Here is a 23,491-nt window from a genome sequence, read left to right on the forward strand (position 1 = left end):
AGAGTATGGAGAGTCTCAATCGGATGGCGACGGAACTCGTCGACGAAGCGATCGACTTCGCCGACGAACTCACGATTGCCGTCCACGCGCTCGACGGTGACGCGGCAGTGCTCGATTTCGGCGTCGAGGTACCCGGAGCGGTCGAAGCGGGCCTGCTCGCGACCGAGATTCAGACGGCCGGGCTGGCGACGGTCCAGACCGGGCTGTCGGAGGTCGCCGGTGCGCCCCTGACACACGTCGAACTGTCGACCGACCACCCAGCGCTGGGACTACTGTGCTCCCAGAAAGGCGGCTGGGAGATCAGTCTGGACGATTTCGAGGGGCTGGGTAGTGGTCCTGCGCGCGCTCTCGTCGCCGAGGAAGACATCTACAACCGCGTCGGCTACCACGATGCCGCCGACTTCGCCGTGTTGACCATCGAGACCGACGAACTCCCCGAGCAGGAGGTCGCGGGCCACGTCGCGGAACTGACCGGCGTTCCCGAGACCGCCGTGTTCCTCCCCGTGTACTCGACGGCGAGTGTCACCGGCAGCGTGGTAGCGGCGGCCCGCGCTGCGGAACTGGCGACGTTCCGGCTGTCGGAACTTGGCTACGATCCCATCTCGATCCTCTCTGCGACCGGGTCGGCACCGGTCGCGCCCGTCGCCGACAGCGAGGAAGCCGCCATCGCCCGGACGACGGACGCACTGGCCTACGGCGGACAGGTCCATCTCACCGTCGAAGAGGAGTTCGACCGCTTCGAGGAGGTCGTCTCCGTCGCGGCCGAGGAGTACGGCACGCCCCTCCGCGAGACGTTCGACGATGCCGACTGGGACTTCGCGGAGTTGCCCGTCGAGGTGTTCGCGCCCGCACAGGTGACCATCGACGTGATCGGCGGCGAGACCCACGTTGTCGGTGATACTCACGAAGACGTGCTGGCCGAGAGCTTCGGGCTGTGAACCGGCGGTAGTGAAGTGGTGAACACGATGCGATACAAAGTCGTCCCGCCCGCGCGGTCGGTCGAGTTCCTCCGAACGGCTGCGGAGACGCTGCCGCTGGTCCCGGGGAGTGTCGAAGACTGCTGTTCGCGCGTGCGTGATGGCACAGCCGTACCCTCCCGTGACGAGGCGCGCGAATGTCTGACGTTCATGCAGGCGCTCGGTCTCGTGGCGGAGACGGATCGGGGCTTCCATCGAATTCGGAACGCACCGAACGACGACGCACTGGCCGAAGCCTTCCGGGAGCGAGTCTTCGGCGCACGAGAGGTGCTCGACTGCGTCGCAACGGAACCACGGACCCCAGCGACGGCATTCGACGCGATCCGAGACGACATTCCCCAGTGGGAACGGGACCGCCACGAGGACTGGGAAGCCGAGTGGCGCGAACGGACGGCAAACCTCCTGCAATGGGGTGCAGTGTTCGGGCTCGTGCGTGAGGACGACGGGCAGTACCGACTGCAGAACTGACCGGTCGATTTATTCCGTCGGCTTCGAACACTCACGTATGACCGACTCGGTCGAGGCGGTGCTGTTCGACATCGACGACACGCTGTGTGAGTACCGCCGGACGGCGTCCGACCTGCTGGACCATTCGTTCGAGACAGTCGGCGTCGAGCCGTTCTTCACGGCCGATGAGTACTACGGCGTCTTCGAGGACTACATCGACGTGGCCGAGGACACCGAGGAGATCCGCGAACTGTCCTTCGCCGGTCTCGCCGAGGAGAAGGGCGTCGACCCGGACGTGGGTCGGCAGGTCGCGGCAATCTACGCCGACGCCCGCGACCACCGGGACGTGCGGTTTCTGCCGGGAGCCAAAGAAGCGCTGGAGACCATGGCCGAGCGGTACCCGCTCGCAGCCGTCACGAACGGCGACCCGGCGATGCAGACGGCGAAACTCGACAGTCTCGGGATCGGCGACCGTTTCGAGACGGTGGTGTTCGCGGGCTTCGATACGGCGGCCAAGCCGGATCCGGCACCGTTCGAACGCGCGCTGGACGTGCTGGGGACCGACCCCCAGCGGACACTGAAGATCGGCAACTCCCTCGAACACGACATTCAGGGTGCACACAACGCGGGCCTGCGGTCGGTGTGGCTCGACCGAGACGGCGTGGGCGACCCCGACCCGGAGCCACACTGCCGGATCGAGTCGATGCGAGCGTTACTGGACGAACCCTGGGAGTGAGGCGACCGTCTCGACCGCCCCACTCGTGCTAGTCGTTCTCGCGAAGCACGCGAAACGTACTCTCCGTGGCCGGTGAGGAAGGCAGGTCGTGCAGAAAGCACTCGAAATCTACTCTCGACGACGGATGAGACGGTGAACGGACGGATCTGTGGAGAGTGAGAGGAGGTTTCGAGTGCTTTCGGCCAGCGGGGAAGCCGGAGCCGTCAGCTGTCAGAGACGATGAAGGACAGGTTGTCGCGGGTCGGGAGCGATTCGACCCGGGAGTAGGACGACGCGTGAGACCGAAAGCGAGACTGCGTGTGAGACCGAGGGTGAGAGTAGATTTCGAGTGCTTTCGCGTGAGAGGGTGATGGTGAAACAAACGGCGAAGGGTGTGAGAGGGCATCACGCAGGGAAGCAGTCGCACAGCGAAGGGCACGGCTTACAGATCTGGCATGCATCTGAAGCACGAGAAACAAGAGAAACACGTGAAGTAAGCCTTATGTGGGGGCGTCGGTTTCACCATAATAGCAATGGGTGGTCCCTTCGATGCGATTACTGACACTATCTTCGCCGATAAAAGTGTCTTGACTGAGGACTACCAGCCCGACGAGATTCTGGAGCGTGACGAGGAGATCGAGGAGTACCGCAACGCGCTCAAAGACGTGCTGTTCGGGCGCAGTCCCCAGAACATCTTCCTCTATGGGAAGGCCGGTCTCGGGAAGACCGCCGTCACGAACTTCATGATGGACGCACTGACCGAGGAGATCCAGCAGCGTCCCGAGGCGGACGCGTTGCACGTCCACGAGCAGAACTGTAACGGCAAGACAGTGTTCATGGTCGTCAGAGCGCTCGTCAACGACCTTCGGGCCGCCCGGTCCGGCCCCGACACCGACACGGAGACGTTCCCGAAGCGCGGGCTGGGGATCGGCGACGCGTTCGCGGCGCTGTACGACGAACTCGACGCCGCCGGTGGGACACACCTCGTCGTCTTCGACGAGATCGATCACCTCGACGACGTGGACACGCTGCTGTACGAACTCCCGCGGGCACGCTCGATCGGCCACATTACCGACTCCCGCGTGGGCGTCATCGGCATCTCGAACAACTACACCTTCCGTCAGCAGCTTTCGGCGAAAGTAAAGGACACGCTCATGGAGACCGAAATATCGTTCTCGCCGTACTCGGCCGACGAACTCCGATCGATTCTCGAAGAGCGAGCCGAGAAAGCGCTCCAGAGCGACGGCTACGACTCCTCTGCGATCGCGATGGCTGCGGCACTGGCTGCCCGTGACATGGGCAACGCGCGCCAAGCCATCGACCTGCTGCGAGTCGGCGCGGAGGTCGCGGAGAATCAGGGCGAGTTCCGCGTCACCGACGATCACATCGAACGCGCTCGCGAGCGCGTCCAGCGTGGCCGCCTCAGCAACAAGATCCGCGACCAGACGACTCACGCCCAGCTCGTCCTCGAAACGCTCGCACACCTCGAAGACGACGGCGAGACGCCGGCACGAGCCAAGGAGATCTACGAACTGTATCAGACCGTCGCCGAGTCGTGGGCACACGATCCACTCACGACAGTCCGAAGCGTCCACAGCCACCTCTCGGATCTCCAGATGCTCGGATTCCTCAAGCGCTACGAGCGCAACGAGGGACTGAGCGGGGGGCAGTACTACGAGTTCGAACTCGACGATCTGGACCCGGAACTCGTCTTCGAGACCCGCGAGGACATCGAGGACGTGGCCGCGGAGTCCTGACCGGTCAACACCGCACCCACAGCCTCGGGCGAGATAGCAGTCGACACCGCCCCACAGCGTCGAGCCAGATAGCAGTCGAAACCTACTCTCCCTCTCGAAAAAGGACCGTCCCAACCGGCGATACGGTCGCTCACACACCCGGTCGTTCTCTCCGAAAAGCACTCGAAATCTACTCTCCCTCTCGGTCGAGGCGGGACGGTGACGGATGAGCCAGACCTACTCGTCGAGGACGCGCTTGACGGTACCGACGCCCTTCGAGCGTCCCTCGCGGAAGACGAACCGCTGGCCTTCCTCGACGAGATAGGAGCGGAACTTGAATCGGACAGTCGCCTCGCCGCTGTCGCCGGGGAGTAGCTGTCCGTCGGTCGGGAAGAACTGTGCGGCCTCGCTGATCGTCTCGACGTGGACGACCGGTTCGTAGCCGTCGCCGATCCGTGTGGGGTGATTGAGCACCATCACCTCGGCCTCGAACTCTGTGACCGGTTCCGGGTCGGCGTCGCGGGGGAGCAAGACCATCCCGCGCTTGACTGCGGGTTCGGTCACTCCTTTCAGTGCGATTCCGACGATCCGGCCGGCTTTCGCCTCGTCGACGCGGTGGTAGTGCATCTCGATCGAGCGGACCTCGACTTCGCGGAAGGTGCCGTCGGGCATCGGTCCGAGCAGGAGTTCGTCGCCGGCCTCGACGGTGCCGGACTTGATCGTCCCGGAGGCGACCGCACCGACCCCCTGAACGTTGTAGCTGCGGTCGACGTACATGCGGAAGTCGCCGGCTTCACCGGCGGTCTTTGGCAGCCGTTCGAACATCGCGTCGAGCTGGTCGACACCGTCCATCGTGACCGCGCTGGTCGTGACGACGGGCACGACGGTCTCGGATATCTCCTCGATGGCGGCGTCGACGCCGTGGCGTGCGACGCGCAGCGGCGTCTTGTCCACGTCACGCAGTGCACGCTCGACCTCGCGTTCGACCTCGGCGACGCGCTCGTCGCTCACAAGATCCGCCTTGGTGATCGCGACGATGGTCGGCAGTTCCGTCGCCAGCAAGATGCCGAGATGCTCGCGCGTGGTCTTTGTCGGCCCGTCGTCGGCTGCGACCGTGAGCAGGCCGTAGTCGAGTTTCTGCCCGACCAGCCCCCGGATCGTCGTCCGAAGCCACGGCTCGTGGCCGACGGTGTCGACGAAGCTGACGAGTCGGTCGGCCTCCTCGACGATGCGGGCACGGTCGTCCTTCCGGTCGGGGTTGTCCATCCGAACTGCACCGCCGTCGTCCTCGAAGCCATACACGCCATAGGAGAGGTCGGCCGAGAGGCCGCGTTCGACTTCGTGGGGTTGCACGTCCAGATACGAGCGCGTGCTGCCTTCGCCGTCGTCGGCGCTGCCGGTGACAAGCGTGCCGACGAGTGTCGATTTGCCGTGGTCGACGTGGCCGGCGGTGCCGACGACGATGTGGTCGTCGTCTTCGAGCACGGCACCTTCCCGAATCGTCGCGACACCGACGATTCCCTCGGGGTCGGCCTCCGGTTCGGGATCGGCAGTCCGGGCCGCGCTGTCGACGCCCCACGTCTGGACCTCCTCGATGTGAGCGCCGGCTTCGTCGGCGAGCAAGGAGAGGACGTCCATCGACTCGGAGAACTCGGCCGGCGGGATGCCGGCGAGACCGCCGTCGTCCGTGACGCCGACGACGTAGGTGGCTTCACCGTCACCCGAGAGAACGCGGTGGCGTAACTGTGCAGCGAGACTCTCAAGCCGTCCTTCGGCGAGATGAAGGTCTTCGGTGAGCCGTTCTTTGAACTCGACGCTGCCGCCCTCCTGTTCACCGCGCTCGATCGCACGGCGGAGCACGGCCTGGTCGGGGCTCATGGGACGGGATAACGGACCACAGAATAAAAGCCTTCCCCGGGTTCGTGGACGTATCTCACCTGAACGGTCAATAGCGGTCCATATCGGTCAGTCTGCCACTCACGCGAACTGAAACAAAGGCGGACCGAAGCAGTAGGCGATCCGGGACAGACTGGTATCTAAAACGGACTGGTGATCGAGCACCGAGCGGGCGACGACGGACAGTATAAATGTCCCACACCACACCGTGGCTGTATGCAAATCGGCTCGCGTCGCTGTATCCTCAACCCCGAGAGTGGAGACGGCGAGCACGCCAGTTACCTCCCTCGACTCATGCGTGCTCGTGGTTTCGAAGTGTGCGAGACAGCACACGAAGGACACGCCGTCGAACTGGGTCGAGAAGCGGGCGAGGCGGGCGCGAGCGAGGTCGCGGTCTGTGGCGGCGACGGGACAGTCAACGAAGTCCTCCGAGGACTCCACGCCGCCGACCACCTCGATGCAGTCACACTGAGCGTCGTGCCGGCGGGAACGGCGAATCTGCTGGCTCAGATGACCGGGGTCGAGAGTATCGAGGACGGCGTCGCGGTCGCGGACACGGGCACCACCCACACCGTCGATGTCGGCTTCGCCGACGGCGAACCGTTCCTCGTCTCCTGTATCGCCGGGCTGCCGGCGGACGCAAGCGTCGCCACGTCCAGCGACCTGAAAGCGCGCTTCGGGACGCTTTCCTTCCTCGTCACCGGCGTGCAGGAAGCACTGGAGTTCGAGGGGCTGGAGATCGAGATCGAGGCCACCGCCGCCGAGGCAAACGTCGAGTGGCGCGGCGAAGCGCTGTGTCTGCTGGTCGGCAACGCCCGCCGCTTCGTCGGGAAAGGCGGACAGGCAAACATGGAAGACGGCCTGCTCGACGTGGCGATCGTCGAACAGATGCCACCCGGGAACCTCGTCGCCGAAGCCGTCACCCACCGACTGCTGGGGGAGGACTCGGAGCACGTGACGCACCTCCGCGCGAGCGACCTCACCGTCCGCGGTCGGGGCGAGTCGATCACGTTCAGCCGCGACGGCGAACTCGCCAGCCACGACGAACTGACGCTGTCGGTCGAGCGTGAATGCCTCGATCTCCGTGTCGGTGACGGGTACGTACCCGACGGGGCGTGATCGAGCACTGGCGAGTGTGACGGCAACGATCCCACGCTGCCGTCGGACCGAGCGTTACGGCAGCGGCACCCACGCTGCCGTCGGACCGAGCGTTACGGCAGCGGCACCCACGCTGCCGTCGGACCGAGCGTTACGGCAGCGGTACCCACGCCGCCGTCGGGAAGACACCGACGACCGCCAGCGCGGCGATCACCAGCGACGTGACGACGATGCTCGCGGCGGGCGGATCCAGGTGCGTGTCGGCGTGGGCGTAGAAGACGCGTTGCGCGACCTCGCCCAGCAGTGCCCCGAGCGCGCCGAAGGCGGCACCGAGAACGAGCGCCTCGCCCATCGGCAGGGCCGCCGCGACGGCGGCGGGCGTCGTCGCCGCCAACGGTGCGTCGATGCTCGCCAGCACGGCCGTGCTCGCGGGGAGCGTGATGTGGTGCGTCACCGGAATCTTCGCAACGTCGGCGTTGATCAACAGGAGTGGGACGACACTGATGCCGAACGCGAGGAAAGCGCTGGCAGTGACGTAGGCGACGTAAGCTCCGAGGACCCCGACGACGAGTCCGAGCGCGAGCACGTGTCCCCACCGATACTGGTAGGGCAGCCACGGCTCGACCGCGAAGCCCCCTGTTGCCGTCCCACCGTCGGTGACGGCGTCGCCCTCACCGCCGGGCACGTCGTTTCCGGCGGCACGCTGAGCGCGTGCGTACGGGGTCATGTCGAGCAGGTCGCCCAGTCGCGCGCCGAGCAGGCTGTAGCCAAAGACCACTCGGTGCAGTAGCGCCGAAAGTACGACACCGACCGCGACGGGATCGGTCGGTATCGAAAACGCCCCTGACAGCGTCGCGATCAGGTGGCCCGCGACGCCGAAGACGCCACCGACGAGCAACACGTCGGGCCTGCTGCCAAGCCCCTGGACCACGTTCTTCGCCGGATGGTAGTCGAAGTCCGTCTCGAAGTACCCCTGCTTTGCTGCGTAGGCCGCTGCCGCGGCACCGCCCCCGAACGCGACGTGGGGGCCGAGCACTGGTCCGAACGCGATACTCCCCGTGATGTCGACCGCCGGAAGCCCAGCATCGCCCGTCCGACGGACGAGTGTGTACAGTTCGCCGACGATCACCAGCAAGCCTGCCAGCGAGAACGACGGGAGTGCACCGATGGCCGCGCCAAACGCGCCGCCGGCGAACGCCACCACGACCAGTTCGATCGAGACGAGTCCCCCACTCATCGTCGATCAGGCGCGGCGCTCGGCCAGTTCGGCTTCGATCTCGTCGAAGACGGCCGCGACGCGCTCGGCGATGTCGTCCCGGATCTCGCGCACACGATCGAGGTCCTGCCCGTCTGGGTCGTCGAGTGCCCAGTCGCGCACGTCCACGTCCTCGGCGTCCAGTGAAAGCGTCGAACAGCCCATCGTCGCGACGATGGCACACGATTCCAGTTCCGCGGTCGTGATCTCGCGGGGCGTCCGCTCGGCGAGGTCGAAATCCAGTTCCGCCATCACGTCGACGACGATGTCGTGGACGTGGTCGGCCGGGTGGGTGCCGCCGGTGATGATCGCCACGTCGTCGTCCAGGCCGCGATCGGCCCGCTCGCGCTCGGCGAAGGCCGTCGACATCTGGCTGCGGCCGGCGTTCTGGACACAGACGAACGCGACGCGGATCGGTTCGTCGGTCGTCTCGCCAGCGCCATCGCTCTCAGTGGCGCCGTCGTTCCCAGCAGCGTCGTCGCTCATCGCTCGTCACCTCGCGTCGCGTCGAGTGCGTCGACGAGACGTTCTGCCCGCTCGGTCAGCCGATAGTAGCGCCACTTCCCGTCTTTCCGCCGGGCGGTGAGGCCCGCGTCGGTCAGGTCCGAGAGGGCGTGACTGATTGCGCTGTCGCTCACGTCGAGCACCGGTGAGAACTCACAGACGCAGAGTTCGTCCTCGCTGGCAGCGAGCAAACGCACGATCAGATACCGTGTCTCGTCGCCCAGCGTCTGCAGGGCCGCGAGGTCTGCGTCGGTCTCGGGCGGGACCGCGTCGGTCAGTCCGTCGAGTTCGTCGAGACGAGCGTCTACGTCCGCCTCACAGCAGCTGCCGACTTCGTCCGCGATCAGCCGACGGAGTCGAGTTACATCCTGGCTCATGTATGAACGACTGAACGGCCGTTCATATTATGCTGCCGGTACGGGAAGCGCCGAGCCAGCGATGGACAGACATCGAACGACGCCACGAGAACAGACACCGAACGGCGTCAGCGATACTGAGCGACCGCTTCGAGGAATCCGTCGGCGTAGGGCGAGTCGGTCTGCCAGTCGGCCGCGGCCGCGGCGTGCTCGTCGGCGTTGGCGACGGCGACGCTCTCGCCGGCCAGTTCGAACGTCGGCACGTCGTTGATCGAGTCACCGACCGCGAGAAAGTCCTCGGGTTCGAGACCGAGTTCCTCGGCGACCGCAGCGAGTCCCAGTCCCTTGTCGACGCTGGGTGACTTGACGTGGTAGGCAAATCCCGTATCGATCACGACCAGTCCGTGGGCCTCGGCCAGTTCGTCCAGTGGCTCGCGGGGCTGAGAGAGCGAAACGGCGATTTCGGTCTCGCGCCAGCGGTTCGCCAGATCGACATCTCCCCAGCCAAGCGAGTGGCCTCGCTCGCGGTACTCGGCGAGAAAAGCGTCGATAGCCTCGGGGTCGCCGCCAAACACGAGTTCGTCGGTCTGGCCGACGAAGACGACGCCGCCGTTCTCGGCGATGACGCAGGCCTCGATCCCGGTGTACTGACACAGCGCGACCGGGAACGGGAAGGCCTTGCCCGTGGCGACGACGACCGGTGCCGGCCACTCGCGCAACACCGTCATCGCCTGCGGGTCGATCGCCTGGTCGCGCCCGGTCAGCGTGCCGTCGATGTCGACCACCAGCGGCGGCGTGGCTCCCCCGTCGGCGGCCGTGGTCTCATTCATACGCTCGCTGGGCAGCGGACGGGCATGCAGATTACGGTTTCACCGTTTTCGACACCGGGTTCACTCGCCACCCATCGATAAGAACAGAAGGTGCACGGGAACTCCGATCAGTCGCTCGCCACACCGACAGCGTCAGATTCGGGCGCGTACGCGTCAAGAAATGCTTCCAGATCGCGGAACGCATCGAGTCGCTCGCCGAGCACCTCGTGGTCCCAGTCCCACCACTCGGTCGCCTCGATCCGAGCGGCCACCTCGGCGGGGAAGCGCCGACGGATCGGTTCGGCGGGGACGCCCGCGACCACGGTGTAGGGGGCCACGTCGCTCGTGACGACCGCGCCGGCCCCGACGACCGCACCGTTGCCGATCGTCACGCCCGGCAGCACGAGCGCGCCGTGGCCGAGCCACACGTCGTGACCGATCTCGACGGACTGGTCGGCGCGCCACTCGAAGATCGACTCGTCGTCCTCGCCCAGATCGTACATCGCCGCACGATAGGTGAAGTGATGGGCCGTCGGGCGGTCGATCGGGTGGTTCGTCGGGCCGACGCGTACGTCGGCGGCGACGTTGCCGAACTTCCCGATCTCGGCGTAATCGAGCTGGACCCGCTCCATCAGGTATGTGTAATCACCGATGGCCGATTCGTTGAGGCGGGCGTGCTGGCGAACCTCCGTCCACGCGCCGAGTTCGCTCTCGGTGATCGTGACGGGGTCGTGCAGCGTCGGTTCGGGACCGAGTTCGCGCACGCGATCCGGCCCGTGTGATTCGATGTAGGTCATTCGCGTCGGCCCGCCGTCGAGGCGATGATCTTCTTGGGTGCACGGAGGACGGCCGTGAGCAAGCCAGTCGTCTCCACGTCCTCGTCGTCCCGGAGGTACGAGCGGACGCGCTGGCTCAGCAGTTCGACGGAGCCAGCGAGCAGGAGGATGAGGATGATACAGGCCATCATCTCCGTGTAGTTGAACGTCTTGCGCTGGATGTCGAGTTCGAGTCCCAGCCCGCCGGCACCGATCAGTCCCAGCCCGATGGCGACCCGGACGTTGTGTTCGAGATCGAAGGCGATCCAGGCGATAAACTGCCGGAACACCTGACTCAGCATGCCGAAGGAGACGATCTGGGGCTTGTTCGCGCCCGTCGATCGAATCCCCTCGATGGGACCGTCGGCGATCTCTTCGAGTTCGTCGGTAAAGAGGCGACCGAGATAGCCGGCGGTGTCGATCATGATCGCCAGCGTCGCGGTGAAGGGGGTGACACCGCCAAGCGGAATCAAGATTAGAACCCAGACGAGTGCGGGGATCGCACGGATGAAGCTCATCGTCGCCCGGAACATGAAGTTGAACGGATAGGGAACGACGCGCTCGCTCGCCATCACGCCGAAGAAAAGCGCCAGCGGCAGGCCGAGGATCGATCCTGCGAAGGCGATCGAGACGGTCACGAGCGAGGCCTGAAAGAGGCTCTCCTCGATCATGAACTCGACGTACTGCATCACGTCGACGAAGGGAATTCCGTAGTAGGTCGTCGGCGGGAAGTACTCGTACAGGGCCTCGATGAAGAACGGAATCTGCGTGAACAGTTCATTGAGCGAAAAGCCGACGACGCCGAGGCTGTAGTTGAACAGGACTGCGCCGACGACGATCCCCAGCCCCGTCCAGAGCCGGCGGATCGTCTTCCGGCGCTTCATGTCCGTCAGCTTCTCTTCGGCGGGCGAACTACCGCGCTGGGCGAAGCCGAAATACGCGGCGAGACCACCGTCGGGTGACTCGGAACTCACGCTTCGACCCTCCGCCCCTCGTCGTCGTCGGCCGTTTCACCGTCGGTCGACTCGCCGTCGGCCGCGACACTGTCGTCGACGAGGACACTGCCGCCGGCCGCCTGCTCGGTGCCAGAGTCGTCGCCGTCGTTCTGGGCGGCGAGACCGACCGTCTCGACGCTGCCGTACAGCTGATCGATCAGTTCGGGCGTCAGTTCGTCCGGGCCAACGTCGAAGAGGAGCTGGCCGTCTCGCAGACCGATGAATCGCTCGCCGAAGTGGGCGGCGATGTTGACCTGATGGAGGCTGACCAGCGCTGTCACTTCGTGCTCGCTGGCGGCCTTCTTCAGGTAGCCCATCACCGTCTCGGCGCTGGAGGGGTCGAGACTCGCCACTGGCTCGTCCGCGAGCAGGAGCGAGGGGTCCTGGACGAGCGCCCGCGAGATGCCGACGCGCTGTTGCTGGCCGCCGCTCATCTGGGAGACGCGCTGGTGAGCTTCGTCCAGCAGACCGACCGTCTCCAGGGCTTCGAGCGCCCGAAGCTTGTCCGATCGATCCTGCCACTGGAAGAGGCTCTCGACCGTCGAGGCGTGTTCGAGCGAGCCGTTGAGTGCGTTCAGGTACGCCGAGACGCCCTCGACGAGGTTGTGCTGCTGGAAGATCATCCCGACCTCCGCCCGGGACCCAGACAGCGGGTCGCCGTCGAGCGTAATCGAGCCGCTGGTCGGCTCGGTGAGACCGTTGATACAGCGCAACAGCGTCGACTTGCCGGCACCGGACTCGCCGAGCAACACGACGAACTCGTCTTCGATCTCGAACGACACGTCGTCGACCGCCGTCACGTCGCCGTACTCTTTTGTCAGGTTTTCTACTTTGAGTGTGCTCATTGTAATGAAAAGGTGATCCGCAACGGTCGGCGACTATCCCAGCTCGATGCCGAGGTCGTTCAGCCGTTTGATGACGGGCTGGTAGTCGTCCATCGACGTGTTCGCGAGCGTGGTGAAGGGCAGTTCCTCCTCGTTGTAGTCCTCGGGATAGTACTGCTCGATCAGGTCCTGATCGGAGTTGCGAAGGACCTCACCGATCTTACTCTTCTTGTCGGATTCCCAGCTCTTTCGGGCGTACATCGGCTGTTTCGGGATCGGGAAGGACCACCAGAACGGTCGGAACTGCGGCTCCTCGGTTCCCATCGTATCGAGGAACGAACTCTTGTCGTCGACGCGCTGTGGGACTTCGGTACCCGAGGGGAGGTGGGGGATGCCGTTCCCACCCCACGTCGTCGCGGCGTCGGCATCGCCGTTGCCCAGCTTTTCGAGTGCCACGTCGTGGTTCGACCAGCTACCGTCGAAGTCGACAGGATCGCCGTCGGGTGCCTCGCCCACGTCGAGACCCGCCTCTTTCAGCGCGTAAACGGCGAAGATCGACCCGCTCGTCGAGAGTCGGTCGGCGAAGGCCATGGTGTTGCCTTCGAGGTCCGTCCGCTCGTCGATATCCGAGTCGGGGTTCGTCAGCATCATCGAGAAGTAGAACGCGGAGCCACCAGTGACGGTGGTGCCGTACACGTCCATCAGGTCGGGCTTCGAGATCAGCGTGATGTCGTCCATCCCGATTTCGGCCTGTTCGCTCTGGAGGGCCGGACGGATGGCGGAGTAGTCCTGCGGGACTTGCATCTCGACGTCGACGCCGTCTACCTCGCCGTTGATGAGGTTCTGGACCGGCTTGTACCGTCGGCGAGCGTCAGCCGGCGTCCCCGGCGTCAGCAGCATCGTGATCTCCTCGGCACCGCCCGACAGCGTCCCACCGATCGCCGAGCACCCTGCGAGCCCCGTGAGGGCACCGGCAGCAACGCCGGTCTTTGCGATGAAACCCCGTCGGCTCGTCGATACACTACCACCAGTTGCAGACTGACCGTCTGTCATCACACGAAGCCAACCAGAGGGTTCGCATAACCATTGGCTGGCGAGAGTACGCACCCCGAGCCAGGACTCCTGCAACGAGGACGGATCACGTTCTCGCAGCCGGACGCCACTGGAGTCCTCCCAAATCGTCTATGCCGAACAGTCGGCGGTAGAGATCACAATAGGTGTCCAGACTGTCTGAGAGTGGACGTGGGTGAGACCACCACTGGTCGACGAGACTGGAGAGTACGCAGCCAACGCTTAACGGGTCGCTCTGTCCCGTCTCAGACGAGTACATGGTCGATCCACACGATCGGACGGAGCGGTTCGAACTGATCGCGGCCTGCGAGCCGTCGGCGCTCGTCACGCACGCGGACGTGGTCGTCGAAGACACCACGGTCGAGGTGTTGCAGGCGCCGACACCACAGCTAGTGATGCAGCGGGTCGTCGAGCCAGTACACCACCAGCCGTTCAATCTCGGCGAGGTCGTCGTCACGGCCGCCGAGGTCGCACTGGACGGCGAGCAGGGCTTCGCGATGGTACCGGGCAAAGCCGAGAAGCCGGCGCTGTCGGGGGCTGTCGTCGACGCCGCCATCGAGAGCGACCACCCGCGAGCCGAGGCGATGATCGAGACCCTCGTCGCCGACGCCGAAAAACGAGAGCAGACCCAGCGGGAACAGTGGGCGCGACGCAAGCAGACGGCCGTCGACTTCGACGAGATGGAGGACCACACGTGAGAGCCATCGGGATGGACCCGGTCCACGACACGCGTGCGTGCTTCCGTGCGCTGGTCGACGCGACGAGCCGACCGGGCACGATCCAGTCGGTCGACGCCGATCCGGCCGACCACGCCGTCCTCGCGACGCTGGTCGACCACGAGGTCACCCTCGCGACGCCGGACGAGGCAATCGCGACGGCGCTTTCGAACGAAGGACGGCTGACCGAGGCACCCGCCGAGCAGGCCGCTGTCGTCCACGCCACGGCACCGACCGACGGCGCAGTCCGCGAGTACGACCGCGGCACGCTCGAAGAACCCAGCGACGGTGCGACCGTCGTCTACCGGGTCGATGCGCTCGCGGACGCCGCGACCGCGGCGACCGACGACCGGACGGCCAACTGGACGACGCTCCGACTCAGCGGTCCCGGCGTCGACGGTGAGCGGACCGTCGCAGTCGATGGGTTCCCGGCCGACGAGGCACGCGCCCTCGCGGACGCCCAGTCGACCTACCCGCGCGGTGTCGACGCAGTGTTAGCCGCCGACGACCGGATCGCCGCGGTACCGCGCTCGGTCACGCTGGAGGTGGCCTGAGATGGGGTACGTCGCAGTCACAGCCAGCGAAGACGTGATCGAGCGCGCGGAGGATCTCTTCGAGAAGCAACGCGTCGACGGTGACGACGAACAGATCACCGTCGAGCAAACGGACGAGCAGTTCGGCCGCCTCGTCGGGCAAGCGATGAGCGAGGGCGGGCTGTTCGCCCCGCGACTGGCCGCACTCGCCGTCAAGCAAGCACAGGGCGACACCGCCGAAGCGGGCTTCCTGCTGCGAGCCTACCGCTCGACGCTGGAACGCTGGGACGAGAGCGTCCCCGCCGATCCAGCCGAGATGCTCGCCAGCCGCCGGGTCTCGCCGGCCTACAAGGACGTGCCGGGCGGCCAGATCCTCGGCGCGACGAAGGACTACACCCAGCGCTTACTCGACTTCGACCTACTGGACGACGACGGTGAGGATCCGACCGAATCGTGGGATCTCGACCCCGAGGACCCCGAACAGCTTCGCAACGTCGTCTCGGTGCTGCGCGAGGAGGGGCTGCTCCACGACCCCGGGGACGACCCCGACGAGCCGGTCGACACCACCCGCGAACCGGTGACGATGCCCGCCGAACGATCCGCGGTCCTGCAGGAACTGGCCCGCGGCGAGACCGGCGCGGTGACCGCGCTCGGCTACAGTTCCCTGCGCGGGTACGGCCAGGTCCACCCGACCCTGGGCGAGGTCCGCACCGGCGATCTGCCGGTCCAGATCGAACACCCCTACACCGGCGAGGCAGCGACGGTCACCCGCGCCGAAGTCACGGAGTGTGAAGCCGTCGTGCCCGTCTTCGCCAAGCGCGACGACCCGCAGTTCGCCTTCGGCTACGGTCTCTGCTTCGGTCGGAACGAGCGCAAGGCCATCGGCATGAGCATCCTCGACGCCGGCATCCAGCTGGACGGCGAGGAGCCGGCCGAATCGGCCGAGTTCGTGCTCGACGTGATCGATGGCATCGACTCCTTTGGCTTCATCGAGCACCTGAAACTCCCCCACTACGTCACCTTCCAGAGCACGCTGGATCGGATTCGGTCGATCCGCGAGCGAAAGAAGAGTGCTGGAACAGCCGACGCGGCCACGACTGAGGAGGTACCCGCAGATGACTGAAAACAGAGCCGTCACGACCCTCGAATCGGACTCCATCGACGACGCCGTCGCCGAACTCGGTGACGACGGCCTGTCGGGATACAACTTCGCGTACCTCGACGAACACACCAAGCGCGAGGTCCGGCGGGCGATCCTGAAGGGCATCGCCATCCCGGGCCATCAGGTGCCCTACGCCTCGCGACCGATGCCGCTGGCTCGTGGCTGGGGGACCGGCGGCATTCAGGCCTCACTCTCCTTGCTTGGTCCCGACGACACCTTCAAAGTGATCGATCAGGGGGCCGACGAGAGCGTCAACGCCGCCAACATCCGCCGACTCGCCGACCGCACCGCGGGCGTCGAGACGACCAGCGACACGACCGACGCCGACGTGATCCAGACGCGCCACCGCATCCCCGAGGAGGTCATGACCGACGACCAGATCCTCGTCCTGCAGGTGCCGATCACCGACCCGCTACGGAAAGTCGACGGCAGCGACGCCGCCAATCGCCGCCGGCACGCCCACAAGAACTACGGGCGGATGTGGGTCCACCTCTACGAGAACGTCGTCGAGTGGGGCGAGATCAAGATTTCGAGCCGGTACCCGACGATGGTCGCCGGCCGCTACCTGATGGACCCCTCGCCGATCCCGCGCTGGGACGTGCCGAAACTCGACGACGCGGACAATCTCTTCATCTTCGCCGCCGGCCGGGAGGCCCGCATCTACGCGGTCCCGCCCCACACCGACGTGGAACCGCTTGCCTTCGAGGACGAGTCCTTCCAGGTCGAGCGCTTCCCCGATCAGTCCTGTGACGCCTGCGGGTCGACAGACACCTTCCTCACCGAGGTCGAGACCGACGACGGCCGCCGGCTCTACTCCTGTAACGACACCAGCTTCTGTGCGAAACGGCAGGACGACCCCGTGATCCCGAAGGACCACCACCTCGACGAAAGCGGCGTCGACTGGGGACCGGGGACGCCGAACGAGGGGCGCAAGACGCCAGACAGTGAGGACGGAGCGGCCGGGGAACCGGCCGCCGAGTCGGGAGGTGACGACCGATGACACTGCTGGAAGCGGACGGACTGGAGACGATCTACGGCGATCCCTGTGGCGAGTGCAAGCACCACACCGGCGATCTGGCGGGGACGAACCAGTGCCCCGAGTGTGGCAGCGTCGTCGCCTGTGCGGACGTGTCCCTGGATGTCGAACCCGGCGAAGTGCTTGGCATCGTCGGCGAGTCCGGGTCGGGCAAATCCAGCGTCGCGGAACTGCTGGCACTCGAAGCCAGCGGTGACGGCCACGTCGACGGCGAGGTTGCCCTCGACGGCCACGACGGGAATCTGCTCGACGCCGACTACCAGACCCGCCACGAGATTCGGACCGACGAGATCGGACTGGTCCACCAGCACATCCGCGACGGTCTCGATCTGTCCTTCACCGGCGGGGGCAACGTCGCCGAGAAACTGCTTGCGGCTGGCTGGCGGAACTTCGGCGACGTACGCGAGCGAGTGAAGGAACTGTACGCTGCGACGGAGGTGCCGGTCGAGCGGCTGGACGATCCGACCAACACCTACAGCGGCGGGATGCAGCGGCGGGTCCAGATCGCCCGTGCGCTGGCGACCGATCCCGAGGTGATCGTCTTGGACGAGCCGACGACCGGGCTGGACGTGAGCGTGCAGGCGCGCGTGCTCGACACCTTCCGCCGGGTGCAACGCGAGCAAAACGTCGCCGCCGTCGTCGTCAGCCACGACCTCGGCGTCGTGCGCCTGCTGGCAGATCGAACCATCGTGATGCGCCACGGCGAGGTCATCGAGACCGGGCTGACCGACCGCATCATGGAGGACCCGCACCACGAGTACACCCAGACCCTCATCAACTCAGTCATATGACCTTACTCACAGTCGATGCACTCGACAAGACGTTCGACGTTCACGCGATGGGCGACCAGCGGGTCGTCGGTCTCGACGACGTGTCGTTTACCGTCGCCGAGGGCGACTTCCTCGCGGTCGTCGGCGAGTCCGGCAGCGGCAAGTCGTCGCTGCTGAAGTGTCTCTACCGCACCTACGAACCGGATTCGGGATCGATCACGTACCACCCGACCGGCGACGATCTGGCGACCTGTGGCGACCGGACCGTGATGGCCCTGCGAGCCGACGAGATCGGCTACGCCTCGCAGTTCTTGGACGAGATTCCGCGCGTGCCCGCGGTCGACGTGGTCGCGCGACCGCTGCAAGAACAGGGAATGGCGGCCGAGGACGCCCGCGAGCAGGCCCGTAAACTACTGTCGGCGCTGAATCTCCCGGAACAGCTCTGGGAGGCCTACCCGGCGACCTTCTCCGGTGGCGAGCGCCAGCGGGTCAACCTCGCGCAGGCCATCGCTCCGAAGCCACGCCTGCTCCTGCTGGACGAACCGACGAGCGCGCTCGACCCCGAGACGCGGGCGGCAGCCATCGACCTGCTTTCGACCTATCTCGACGACGACACCACCGTCGTCGGCGTGTTCCACAACCGCGACGTGGTCGAGCAGGTCGCAGACCGCGTGCTCGAACTCGACGATGCCGAGCGCGTGCGCCACGTGCCCGTCGCCGAGTACGTCGGGGAGGTGGTGGCGTGAGCCAGCAGCGCCCGGCCAGCCAGTCGGCGGTCGTCGTCGAGAACGGCCGGATCGTCACGCCCGACAGCGTCGTCGACGGCAGCGTCCGCATCGAGGGCGATCTGATCGACGCGGTCGGGGAGTCCGTGACAGCAAGCGCCGAGGCAGACACCGTCGACGCCGACGGCCGCCTCGTCCTGCCCGGCCTGATCGATCTCCACGGCGACGACATCGAGGAGCATCTCCACCCGCGGGCCGGCGCACGCATGGACACCGACCTCGCGCTGGGGGCGGCAGACCGCGCCAACCTCGCGGCCGGCATCACGACGAAGTTCCACGCGATGTCCTTCGAGGACGACCCCGACGAGGACCGATCGCCGGAGCTGGCCGCCGAACTCACCGCTGCCATCGACGAGGCGGACGACCTGCTCGCGGACCACCGCCTGCACGCTCGCTGCGAGGTGACACAGGCGACCTGCGTCGACGCGGTGCTGGACGTGATCGCGGCCGGCGACGCCGATCTCGTATCGGTGATGAGCCACATCCCCGGCAAAGGACAGTTCCGCGATGTCGAGGCGTTCCTCCAGTACTACCGGGACGCCACCGACCGCAGCGAGGACGAGGCATTGGAGATGATCGAGCAGCGGGGCGACATCGGCATGGCAGAACTACAGGATCGGATCGACCGGGTCGTCGAGCGCGCACACGAAAACGGGATCGTCACCGCCTCGCACGACGACGAGGACCCCCGCGAGGTCGAGCGCCTCGCCGAGAGCGGCGTCGACATCTCCGAGTACCCGATCACGCTGGAGACCGCACAGCGAGCGGCCGAGGTCGGGATGGCCGTCCTGATGGGCGCGCCCAACCTCGTCCGCGGGGAGAGCCAGTGGGGCAACCTCGAATCGGCCGCGGCCATCGACGCAGGCGTGGTCGACGCGCTCGTCGCGGACTACCACCCCCAGTCGTTGCTCGCCGCCCCGTTCGTCGAGACCGGCGAGCCACTGCCCGAACGGGTCGCACGCGTCACGGCCAACCCCGCCGACGCCGTGGGACTCTCCGACCGGGGCCGGATCGAAGCCGACGCTCGCGCGGACCTGCTCGTGGTCGATCCCGAACCCACCCCGACCGTCGAGCGGGCCTTCGTCGCCGGCCGGCCGGTCTACCGCGCGGAGGGTGGCCGATGAGCTCGCTCGGCGCGGCCATGGACGTGCGCTTCGGGACCGATGTCGAGGCGTTCCTCGACACGATCACCGGGATGGGACTGGACCACGTCGAACTCAAGCGCGAGTACCTCGAAGGCCATCCCGAGGCCCCCTCACCGAACGAGATGGGCGACCTCGCCGACGAGTACGGCGTCTCGATCACCTACCACGCCCCGTTCCGGGACTGGAACATGGGGAGTTTCAACGACGCCGCCCGCGAGTCTGCGGTCGACCGCGTCAAGCAGACCCTCGACGACGCGGCAGCAGCGGGGGCCGGCGCGGTCGTCGTCCACGGCGGAGCAGTCCCGGATCGCTACCCCCGCTGGGTCCGCGAGAAAGCCGTCGCCAACGCCGAGCGCTCGCTGGCGGAGTGTGCCGAGTACGCCCAGTTCGTCGGCGTCCCGCTGTGTCTGGAGAATCAACCGATCAACGACTCGAAGCGCCGGCACACGACGACACCCGCCGATCTCGAAGCCGCAGTCGAACGGGTCGACGTATTGCCCGAGTCGCTGGGGATCACACTGGACGTGGGCCACGCCAAGGTCAACGGCTATCACTGGCGGGACTTCGTCGACCGCTTTGGCGACCGGATCACCGTCTGTCACCTCCACGACAACGACGGCGAGAGCGACCAGCACGAACCGTTGCCCGACTACGAAACCATCGTCGAGACGGTCCCGGCCGACTACTTCGTCTTCGAGACGAAGTCGGTTGCCGACATCGCGCGATGTATGAAGGTGGATCCCGAACCGTTCGACTCGATAGCGGACCCACAACCACAATGACTTCAGAGTACGACGCGGTGGTCTTCGACAACGACGGCGTACTGATCAGGCCGACCGACAGAGGACTGCTCGCCGAGGCCGTCCACGAGGCGTTCGCCGAGTTCGACGTGACCGTCGACGAGGCGGTGGCCCGCGAGATGGTCGCCGCGGACGCCGTCCCGGACGACGGCTTCGAGGGCGAGTACGGGATCGATCCGGCACAGTTCTGGGAGCGCCGGGAAGCGATCGCCAGCCAGTTCCAGCGCGAGGCGATCCGGCGCGGCGAGAAGGCACTGTACGACGACATCGACGCGGTGACCGCACTCCCCCACCGGACCGGCGTCGTCAGCAACAATCAACACGCCACCATCGAGTTCATCCTCGATCATCACGACCTCGGCCAGCACTTCGAGACGGCCTACGGACGCGTGCCGACGCTATCGGGGGCCAACCGCAAGAAGCCCGATCCCAGTTACATCGAGCAGGCACTGGACGATCTGGGGACGCGGCGCGCGCTGTACGTCGGCGACAGCGAGAAGGACGTGGTCGCCGCCCAGCGTGCCGGGATCGACTCGGCGTTCGTCCGCCGGGACCATCGGACTGACCTCGAACTATCGGTCGAACCGACCCACGAGGTCGGCGATCTGTACGAACTGACCGACCGACTCGGCGTCCGTGCGGAGTAGTCGCTCGCGACGGACCCGAAGTATTGTGGTCGTCGGACTTGCAGGAACGCACGGATGACACGGGACAGCTACGAGGACCAACTCGACGACCTGAAAGCCGCCGTCGAGGCGATGGGTACTCTCGTCGTCGAGCGGCTTCGCGACGCCGCAACGGCATACGCGGAGGGCGACGAGCAGCTCGGAGCGACGGTCGCCGACGGTGACGCGGCGATCAACGAGCGATACCTGCAACTCGAAAGTGACTGTATCGACCTGCTCGCACTCCAGCAGCCCGTCGCCGGCGACCTGCGTCTCGTGGCCGCGACGTTCAAGATCCTCACCGATCTCGAACGGATCGGCGACCTCGCCAGCAACCTCGGGCGCTACGTCCAGTCGGCCGACGACGAACGGCTCACTGCCGTCCCGGTCGCCGACATCGCCGACATGGCGATCGCACAGGTCGAGGCCGCCATCGAGGCCTACGTCGCGGAAGACCCCGAACAGTGTCGAACTATCGCGGCCGACGACACCGACCTCGACCAGCGGTGTGAGGCGGCCGCCGACGATCTCGTGCGGTTTCTGGTCAACTACGAGGCGACGGCCGACGAACTCGAAGTGCTGCTGGCCGACACCCAGCGGTTCCTCCTGACGGTTCGGGACCTCGAACGAGTCGGCGACCACGCGGTCAACATCGCCGCCCGCACGCTGTACATGATCGACAACGACGACGAACTGATCTACTGACCCCCATTGTGGGACAGCCACATATTGAGTACTACAGGCCGATATTGAGAGAAGGGAAAGGCTGATACGGGCGAACGGCGCAGGACCCTCCATGCCACGTGAATCGTATCAAGAGCTTCTCGAAGAGCTTCGAGAAGACGTTCTCTACATGTCTGAAGTCGTGCTGGAGCGGTTTCGCCTCGGACTGGACGCGCTCGAACAGAAAGACGAAGACCTCGCCTGGGAGGTCATCGAGGGCGACGACGAGATCAACGAGATGTATCTCGAACTCGAACAGGACTGTGTCGACCTGTTGGCACTCCAGCAGCCAGTCGCCGGCGACCTGCGCTTTATCGCTGCCTCGTTCAAGATCATCACCGACCTCGAACGGGTCGGTGACCTCGCGACGAACCTCGGCGAATACACGCTGGATGCCGACCGGGACATGTTCCCCGAGGTCGACATCCAGGGGATCGCAGATCTGACGCTGGAGATGATCGAGGACGCGATGGATGGCTACGCGAACGAGGACATCGATGCCTGCTACGAGATCGCCGAGCGCGACGACGAGATCGACGACCTCTGTGGTGAGGCCTCCGAAGCCGTCGTCCGTGACCTGATCGAGCGGGAAGTCGGCGACGGCGCAAGTGACGACGAGATCGAACAGCTGATGAACGACGTGTCGCGTCTGCTCTTGACGATTCGGGACCTCGAACGAGTCGGCGACCACGCGGTCAACATCGCCGCTCGGACGCTGTACATGGTGGAGAACGACGCCGATCTGATCTACTGACCCGAGTCACACCAGCATCCGCGCGAGCGGAGCGAGCGCGGTTCACGACGACGAGGCCAGCGGCCGAGTCGTCGCTTTTTCACCCATGTTTTTGCCGTGAGTGGTTTGCGTATCGCGCGAACCCGAACGGAAAAAAGATGGTTGTGGAGGACGCCGACCTGTTCTACTGAACGGTCGGCCGACTCAATCGAGCGACCGCTCGCGGTCCTGTCCGCCCGCAAGCCCCGTTTCAGTGATACGAAACTGCACGGTGTCGCCGGCCGCTTTCGCCCGATGTTTCTCCAGCGTCGCCCGGCGGTTACCCCCACGGAATCGATCGAGACGGACGATCGCACCCGACCAGTGGTTCAGCGTGTGCCCGCCCAAGGCACGCGTCCCGTCGCTCTCGGGATCGGAGAAGACCTGATTGGTGAAGACGACCGCGAGATCGTGTTTTCGGGCCAGCGACAGCAGATGCGTGATCTGTCGGGCCACGTCCCGCAGCGCCTCGCCGCCGTCGTGATCGTTGCGTTCGAGTCGGTAGAACCCCGTCGCACTGTCGAGCACGATCAGGTCGACTTGCGAGGCGAGGTCCTCGGCGTCCTGGACCGCGACTTCCTGTTCCTCGAAGTCGTAGGCCTCCGAGACGACGATGCGCTCGGCGACATCGTCGAGTGACGCGCCCGTTTCGTCCGCCCGGGCCTGTGCGATCTGTTCCATCCGGTCGGCCGACAGTCCCTCGGTGTCGATGTACAGCGCCGAATCGCCGGCGGCCGCGACCTCGATGGCACCGCTGAGTGCGAGGTTCGTCTTGCCCGCTGCCGGTGGGCCGTACACTTGCGTGACCGCGCCACGCTCGAACCCGCCACCCAGCAGGTCGTCGATTTCGTCACAGCCGGTCGGGACGTACTCGCTCACGAGCAGA

26 protein-coding genes are annotated in these 23,491 nt (G+C 65.9%); 16 read left to right on the forward strand and 10 right to left on the reverse strand.

The genetic code is table 11. The features are described 5' to 3' along the window. The first annotated feature begins 5 nt into the window (after positions 1 to 5). From mch to AC5FRW_RS08505, 4 genes are all read left to right on the forward strand, one after another. Positions 6 to 938: a methenyltetrahydromethanopterin cyclohydrolase gene (mch, locus tag AC5FRW_RS08490; RefSeq protein ID WP_493568008.1), complete on the forward strand. Its 933-nt coding sequence runs from the start codon at positions 6 to 8 to the stop codon at positions 936 to 938. A 27-nt stretch (positions 939 to 965) separates the two neighbouring features. Beyond that, on the forward strand, positions 966 to 1,445 hold the full coding sequence (locus AC5FRW_RS08495; RefSeq protein ID WP_493568009.1) for a double winged helix-containing putative transcriptional regulator: 480 nt from the start codon (positions 966 to 968) through the stop codon (positions 1,443 to 1,445). Between the two features lie 37 nt (positions 1,446 to 1,482). After that, positions 1,483 to 2,160, forward strand: coding sequence for an HAD family hydrolase (locus tag AC5FRW_RS08500; RefSeq protein WP_493568010.1), 678 nt, complete (start codon positions 1,483 to 1,485; stop codon positions 2,158 to 2,160). Between the two features lie 512 nt (positions 2,161 to 2,672). Then, a complete protein-coding gene (locus tag AC5FRW_RS08505; protein ID WP_493568011.1) occupies positions 2,673 to 3,896 on the forward strand; it encodes an orc1/cdc6 family replication initiation protein in 1,224 nt (407 codons plus the stop codon). 216 nt (positions 3,897 to 4,112) lie between these two features. Here AC5FRW_RS08505 and AC5FRW_RS08510 read toward each other — a convergent pair whose 3' ends face one another. Next, the gene (locus tag AC5FRW_RS08510; protein WP_493568012.1) at positions 4,113 to 5,753 is read right to left on the reverse strand and encodes a GTPBP1 family GTP-binding protein; all 1,641 of its coding nucleotides are present in this window, start codon (positions 5,751 to 5,753) and stop codon (positions 4,113 to 4,115) included. Between the two features lie 234 nt (positions 5,754 to 5,987). On the opposite strand from AC5FRW_RS08510, the gene AC5FRW_RS08515 reads away from it, so the two are divergent. Then, positions 5,988 to 6,890 (forward strand): diacylglycerol/lipid kinase family protein, encoded by a 903-nt coding sequence (locus tag AC5FRW_RS08515; RefSeq protein ID WP_493568013.1) that lies wholly within the window; start codon positions 5,988 to 5,990, stop codon positions 6,888 to 6,890. Positions 6,891 to 7,020: 130 nt separating this feature from the next. Here AC5FRW_RS08515 and AC5FRW_RS08520 read toward each other — a convergent pair whose 3' ends face one another. The 8 genes from AC5FRW_RS08520 to AC5FRW_RS08555 all read right to left on the reverse strand — a co-directional run bounded on the left by AC5FRW_RS08520 (position 7,021) and on the right by AC5FRW_RS08555 (position 13,480). Next, positions 7,021 to 8,106, reverse strand: coding sequence for a DUF7973 family transport facilitator (locus AC5FRW_RS08520; protein ID WP_493568014.1), 1,086 nt, complete (start codon positions 8,104 to 8,106; stop codon positions 7,021 to 7,023). Between the two features lie 6 nt (positions 8,107 to 8,112). Beyond that, on the reverse strand, positions 8,113 to 8,610 hold the full coding sequence (locus tag AC5FRW_RS08525) for a low molecular weight phosphatase family protein (protein ID WP_493568015.1): 498 nt from the start codon (positions 8,608 to 8,610) through the stop codon (positions 8,113 to 8,115). After that, positions 8,607 to 9,005 (reverse strand): ArsR/SmtB family transcription factor, encoded by a 399-nt coding sequence (locus AC5FRW_RS08530; protein WP_493568016.1) that lies wholly within the window; start codon positions 9,003 to 9,005, stop codon positions 8,607 to 8,609. The genes AC5FRW_RS08525 and AC5FRW_RS08530 overlap by 4 nt, the downstream gene beginning before the upstream one ends. A 107-nt stretch (positions 9,006 to 9,112) precedes the next feature. Further along, positions 9,113 to 9,814, reverse strand: a complete 702-nt coding sequence (locus AC5FRW_RS08535; RefSeq protein WP_493568017.1) for a phosphoglycolate phosphatase — start codon at positions 9,812 to 9,814, stop codon at positions 9,113 to 9,115. Between the two features lie 107 nt (positions 9,815 to 9,921). Continuing rightward, positions 9,922 to 10,590 carry a DapH/DapD/GlmU-related protein gene (locus AC5FRW_RS08540; RefSeq protein ID WP_493568018.1) on the reverse strand — a complete coding sequence of 223 codons (669 nt, stop codon included), beginning with the start codon at positions 10,588 to 10,590 and terminating at the stop codon, positions 9,922 to 9,924. Next, positions 10,587 to 11,582, reverse strand: coding sequence for a phosphonate ABC transporter, permease protein PhnE (phnE, locus tag AC5FRW_RS08545; RefSeq protein ID WP_493568019.1), 996 nt, complete (start codon positions 11,580 to 11,582; stop codon positions 10,587 to 10,589). The genes AC5FRW_RS08540 and phnE overlap by 4 nt, the downstream gene beginning before the upstream one ends. Next, complete coding sequence (locus tag AC5FRW_RS08550; RefSeq protein ID WP_493568020.1) at positions 11,579 to 12,448, reverse strand: phosphonate ABC transporter ATP-binding protein; 870 nt, start codon at positions 12,446 to 12,448, stop codon at positions 11,579 to 11,581. Before AC5FRW_RS08550 ends, phnE begins: the two co-directional genes overlap by 4 nt. A 33-nt stretch (positions 12,449 to 12,481) precedes the next feature. Continuing rightward, positions 12,482 to 13,480, reverse strand: coding sequence for a substrate-binding domain-containing protein (locus AC5FRW_RS08555; RefSeq protein ID WP_493568021.1), 999 nt, complete (start codon positions 13,478 to 13,480; stop codon positions 12,482 to 12,484). 275 nt (positions 13,481 to 13,755) lie between these two features. Here AC5FRW_RS08555 and phnG point away from each other — a divergent pair, with 275 nt between their 5' ends. The 11 genes from phnG to phoU (AC5FRW_RS08610) all read left to right on the forward strand — a co-directional run bounded on the left by phnG (position 13,756) and on the right by phoU (AC5FRW_RS08610) (position 22,587). Continuing rightward, positions 13,756 to 14,196, forward strand: coding sequence for a phosphonate C-P lyase system protein PhnG (phnG, locus tag AC5FRW_RS08560; RefSeq protein WP_493568022.1), 441 nt, complete (start codon positions 13,756 to 13,758; stop codon positions 14,194 to 14,196). After that, a complete protein-coding gene (gene phnH / locus AC5FRW_RS08565; protein ID WP_493568023.1) occupies positions 14,193 to 14,768 on the forward strand; it encodes a phosphonate C-P lyase system protein PhnH in 576 nt (191 codons plus the stop codon). Before phnG ends, phnH begins: the two co-directional genes overlap by 4 nt. Before the next feature lies 1 nt (position 14,769). Next, positions 14,770 to 15,870, forward strand: coding sequence for a carbon-phosphorus lyase complex subunit PhnI (locus AC5FRW_RS08570; protein ID WP_493568024.1), 1,101 nt, complete (start codon positions 14,770 to 14,772; stop codon positions 15,868 to 15,870). Next, the gene (locus tag AC5FRW_RS08575) at positions 15,863 to 16,909 is read left to right on the forward strand and encodes an alpha-D-ribose 1-methylphosphonate 5-phosphate C-P-lyase PhnJ (protein WP_493568025.1); all 1,047 of its coding nucleotides are present in this window, start codon (positions 15,863 to 15,865) and stop codon (positions 16,907 to 16,909) included. Before AC5FRW_RS08570 ends, AC5FRW_RS08575 begins: the two co-directional genes overlap by 8 nt. Beyond that, positions 16,906 to 17,736 carry an ATP-binding cassette domain-containing protein gene (locus AC5FRW_RS08580; protein ID WP_493568026.1) on the forward strand — a complete coding sequence of 277 codons (831 nt, stop codon included), beginning with the start codon at positions 16,906 to 16,908 and terminating at the stop codon, positions 17,734 to 17,736. Before AC5FRW_RS08575 ends, AC5FRW_RS08580 begins: the two co-directional genes overlap by 4 nt. Then, positions 17,733 to 18,461, forward strand: coding sequence for a phosphonate C-P lyase system protein PhnL (locus AC5FRW_RS08585; protein ID WP_493568027.1), 729 nt, complete (start codon positions 17,733 to 17,735; stop codon positions 18,459 to 18,461). The genes AC5FRW_RS08580 and AC5FRW_RS08585 overlap by 4 nt, the downstream gene beginning before the upstream one ends. Further along, positions 18,458 to 19,624, forward strand: coding sequence for an alpha-D-ribose 1-methylphosphonate 5-triphosphate diphosphatase (locus AC5FRW_RS08590; protein WP_493568028.1), 1,167 nt, complete (start codon positions 18,458 to 18,460; stop codon positions 19,622 to 19,624). The genes AC5FRW_RS08585 and AC5FRW_RS08590 overlap by 4 nt, the downstream gene beginning before the upstream one ends. Next, positions 19,621 to 20,427 (forward strand): sugar phosphate isomerase/epimerase family protein, encoded by an 807-nt coding sequence (locus tag AC5FRW_RS08595; protein ID WP_493568029.1) that lies wholly within the window; start codon positions 19,621 to 19,623, stop codon positions 20,425 to 20,427. Before AC5FRW_RS08590 ends, AC5FRW_RS08595 begins: the two co-directional genes overlap by 4 nt. Next, positions 20,424 to 21,092 carry an HAD family hydrolase gene (locus AC5FRW_RS08600; RefSeq protein ID WP_493568030.1) on the forward strand — a complete coding sequence of 223 codons (669 nt, stop codon included), beginning with the start codon at positions 20,424 to 20,426 and terminating at the stop codon, positions 21,090 to 21,092. The genes AC5FRW_RS08595 and AC5FRW_RS08600 overlap by 4 nt, the downstream gene beginning before the upstream one ends. 54 nt (positions 21,093 to 21,146) lie before the next feature. Continuing rightward, positions 21,147 to 21,815 (forward strand): phosphate signaling complex protein PhoU, encoded by a 669-nt coding sequence (phoU, locus tag AC5FRW_RS08605; RefSeq protein WP_493568031.1) that lies wholly within the window; start codon positions 21,147 to 21,149, stop codon positions 21,813 to 21,815. Positions 21,816 to 21,906: 91 nt separating this feature from the next. Beyond that, the gene (phoU, locus tag AC5FRW_RS08610) at positions 21,907 to 22,587 is read left to right on the forward strand and encodes a phosphate signaling complex protein PhoU (RefSeq protein WP_493568032.1); all 681 of its coding nucleotides are present in this window, start codon (positions 21,907 to 21,909) and stop codon (positions 22,585 to 22,587) included. Positions 22,588 to 22,770: 183 nt separating this feature from the next. Here phoU (AC5FRW_RS08610) and radB read toward each other — a convergent pair whose 3' ends face one another. Continuing rightward, complete coding sequence (gene radB / locus AC5FRW_RS08615) at positions 22,771 to 23,484, reverse strand: DNA repair and recombination protein RadB (RefSeq protein ID WP_493568033.1); 714 nt, start codon at positions 23,482 to 23,484, stop codon at positions 22,771 to 22,773. Positions 23,485 to 23,491: the final 7 nt, after the last annotated feature.

The organism is Halomicrobium sp. HArcht3-1, from assembly GCF_058933345.1.

Coding starts and splice junctions, on each gene's coding strand:
- mch (WP_493568008.1), top strand. CDS start 6: ATGGAGAGTCTCAATCGGATGGCGACGGAACTCGTCGACGAAGCGATC.
- AC5FRW_RS08495 (WP_493568009.1), top strand. CDS start 966: ATGCGATACAAAGTCGTCCCGCCCGCGCGGTCGGTCGAGTTCCTCCGA.
- AC5FRW_RS08500 (WP_493568010.1), top strand. CDS start 1,483: ATGACCGACTCGGTCGAGGCGGTGCTGTTCGACATCGACGACACGCTG.
- AC5FRW_RS08505 (WP_493568011.1), top strand. CDS start 2,673: ATGGGTGGTCCCTTCGATGCGATTACTGACACTATCTTCGCCGATAAA.
- AC5FRW_RS08510 (WP_493568012.1), bottom strand. CDS start 5,753: ATGAGCCCCGACCAGGCCGTGCTCCGCCGTGCGATCGAGCGCGGTGAA.
- AC5FRW_RS08515 (WP_493568013.1), top strand. CDS start 5,988: ATGCAAATCGGCTCGCGTCGCTGTATCCTCAACCCCGAGAGTGGAGAC.
- AC5FRW_RS08520 (WP_493568014.1), bottom strand. CDS start 8,106: ATGAGTGGGGGACTCGTCTCGATCGAACTGGTCGTGGTGGCGTTCGCC.
- AC5FRW_RS08525 (WP_493568015.1), bottom strand. CDS start 8,610: ATGAGCGACGACGCTGCTGGGAACGACGGCGCCACTGAGAGCGATGGC.
- AC5FRW_RS08530 (WP_493568016.1), bottom strand. CDS start 9,005: ATGAGCCAGGATGTAACTCGACTCCGTCGGCTGATCGCGGACGAAGTC.
- AC5FRW_RS08535 (WP_493568017.1), bottom strand. CDS start 9,814: ATGAATGAGACCACGGCCGCCGACGGGGGAGCCACGCCGCCGCTGGTG.
- AC5FRW_RS08540 (WP_493568018.1), bottom strand. CDS start 10,590: ATGACCTACATCGAATCACACGGGCCGGATCGCGTGCGCGAACTCGGT.
- AC5FRW_RS08550 (WP_493568020.1), bottom strand. CDS start 12,448: ATGAGCACACTCAAAGTAGAAAACCTGACAAAAGAGTACGGCGACGTG.
- AC5FRW_RS08555 (WP_493568021.1), bottom strand. CDS start 13,480: ATGACAGACGGTCAGTCTGCAACTGGTGGTAGTGTATCGACGAGCCGA.
- phnG (WP_493568022.1), top strand. CDS start 13,756: ATGGTCGATCCACACGATCGGACGGAGCGGTTCGAACTGATCGCGGCC.
- AC5FRW_RS08570 (WP_493568024.1), top strand. CDS start 14,770: ATGGGGTACGTCGCAGTCACAGCCAGCGAAGACGTGATCGAGCGCGCG.
- AC5FRW_RS08575 (WP_493568025.1), top strand. CDS start 15,863: ATGACTGAAAACAGAGCCGTCACGACCCTCGAATCGGACTCCATCGAC.
- AC5FRW_RS08580 (WP_493568026.1), top strand. CDS start 16,906: ATGACACTGCTGGAAGCGGACGGACTGGAGACGATCTACGGCGATCCC.
- AC5FRW_RS08585 (WP_493568027.1), top strand. CDS start 17,733: ATGACCTTACTCACAGTCGATGCACTCGACAAGACGTTCGACGTTCAC.
- AC5FRW_RS08595 (WP_493568029.1), top strand. CDS start 19,621: ATGAGCTCGCTCGGCGCGGCCATGGACGTGCGCTTCGGGACCGATGTC.
- AC5FRW_RS08600 (WP_493568030.1), top strand. CDS start 20,424: ATGACTTCAGAGTACGACGCGGTGGTCTTCGACAACGACGGCGTACTG.
- phoU (WP_493568031.1), top strand. CDS start 21,147: ATGACACGGGACAGCTACGAGGACCAACTCGACGACCTGAAAGCCGCC.
- phoU (WP_493568032.1), top strand. CDS start 21,907: ATGCCACGTGAATCGTATCAAGAGCTTCTCGAAGAGCTTCGAGAAGAC.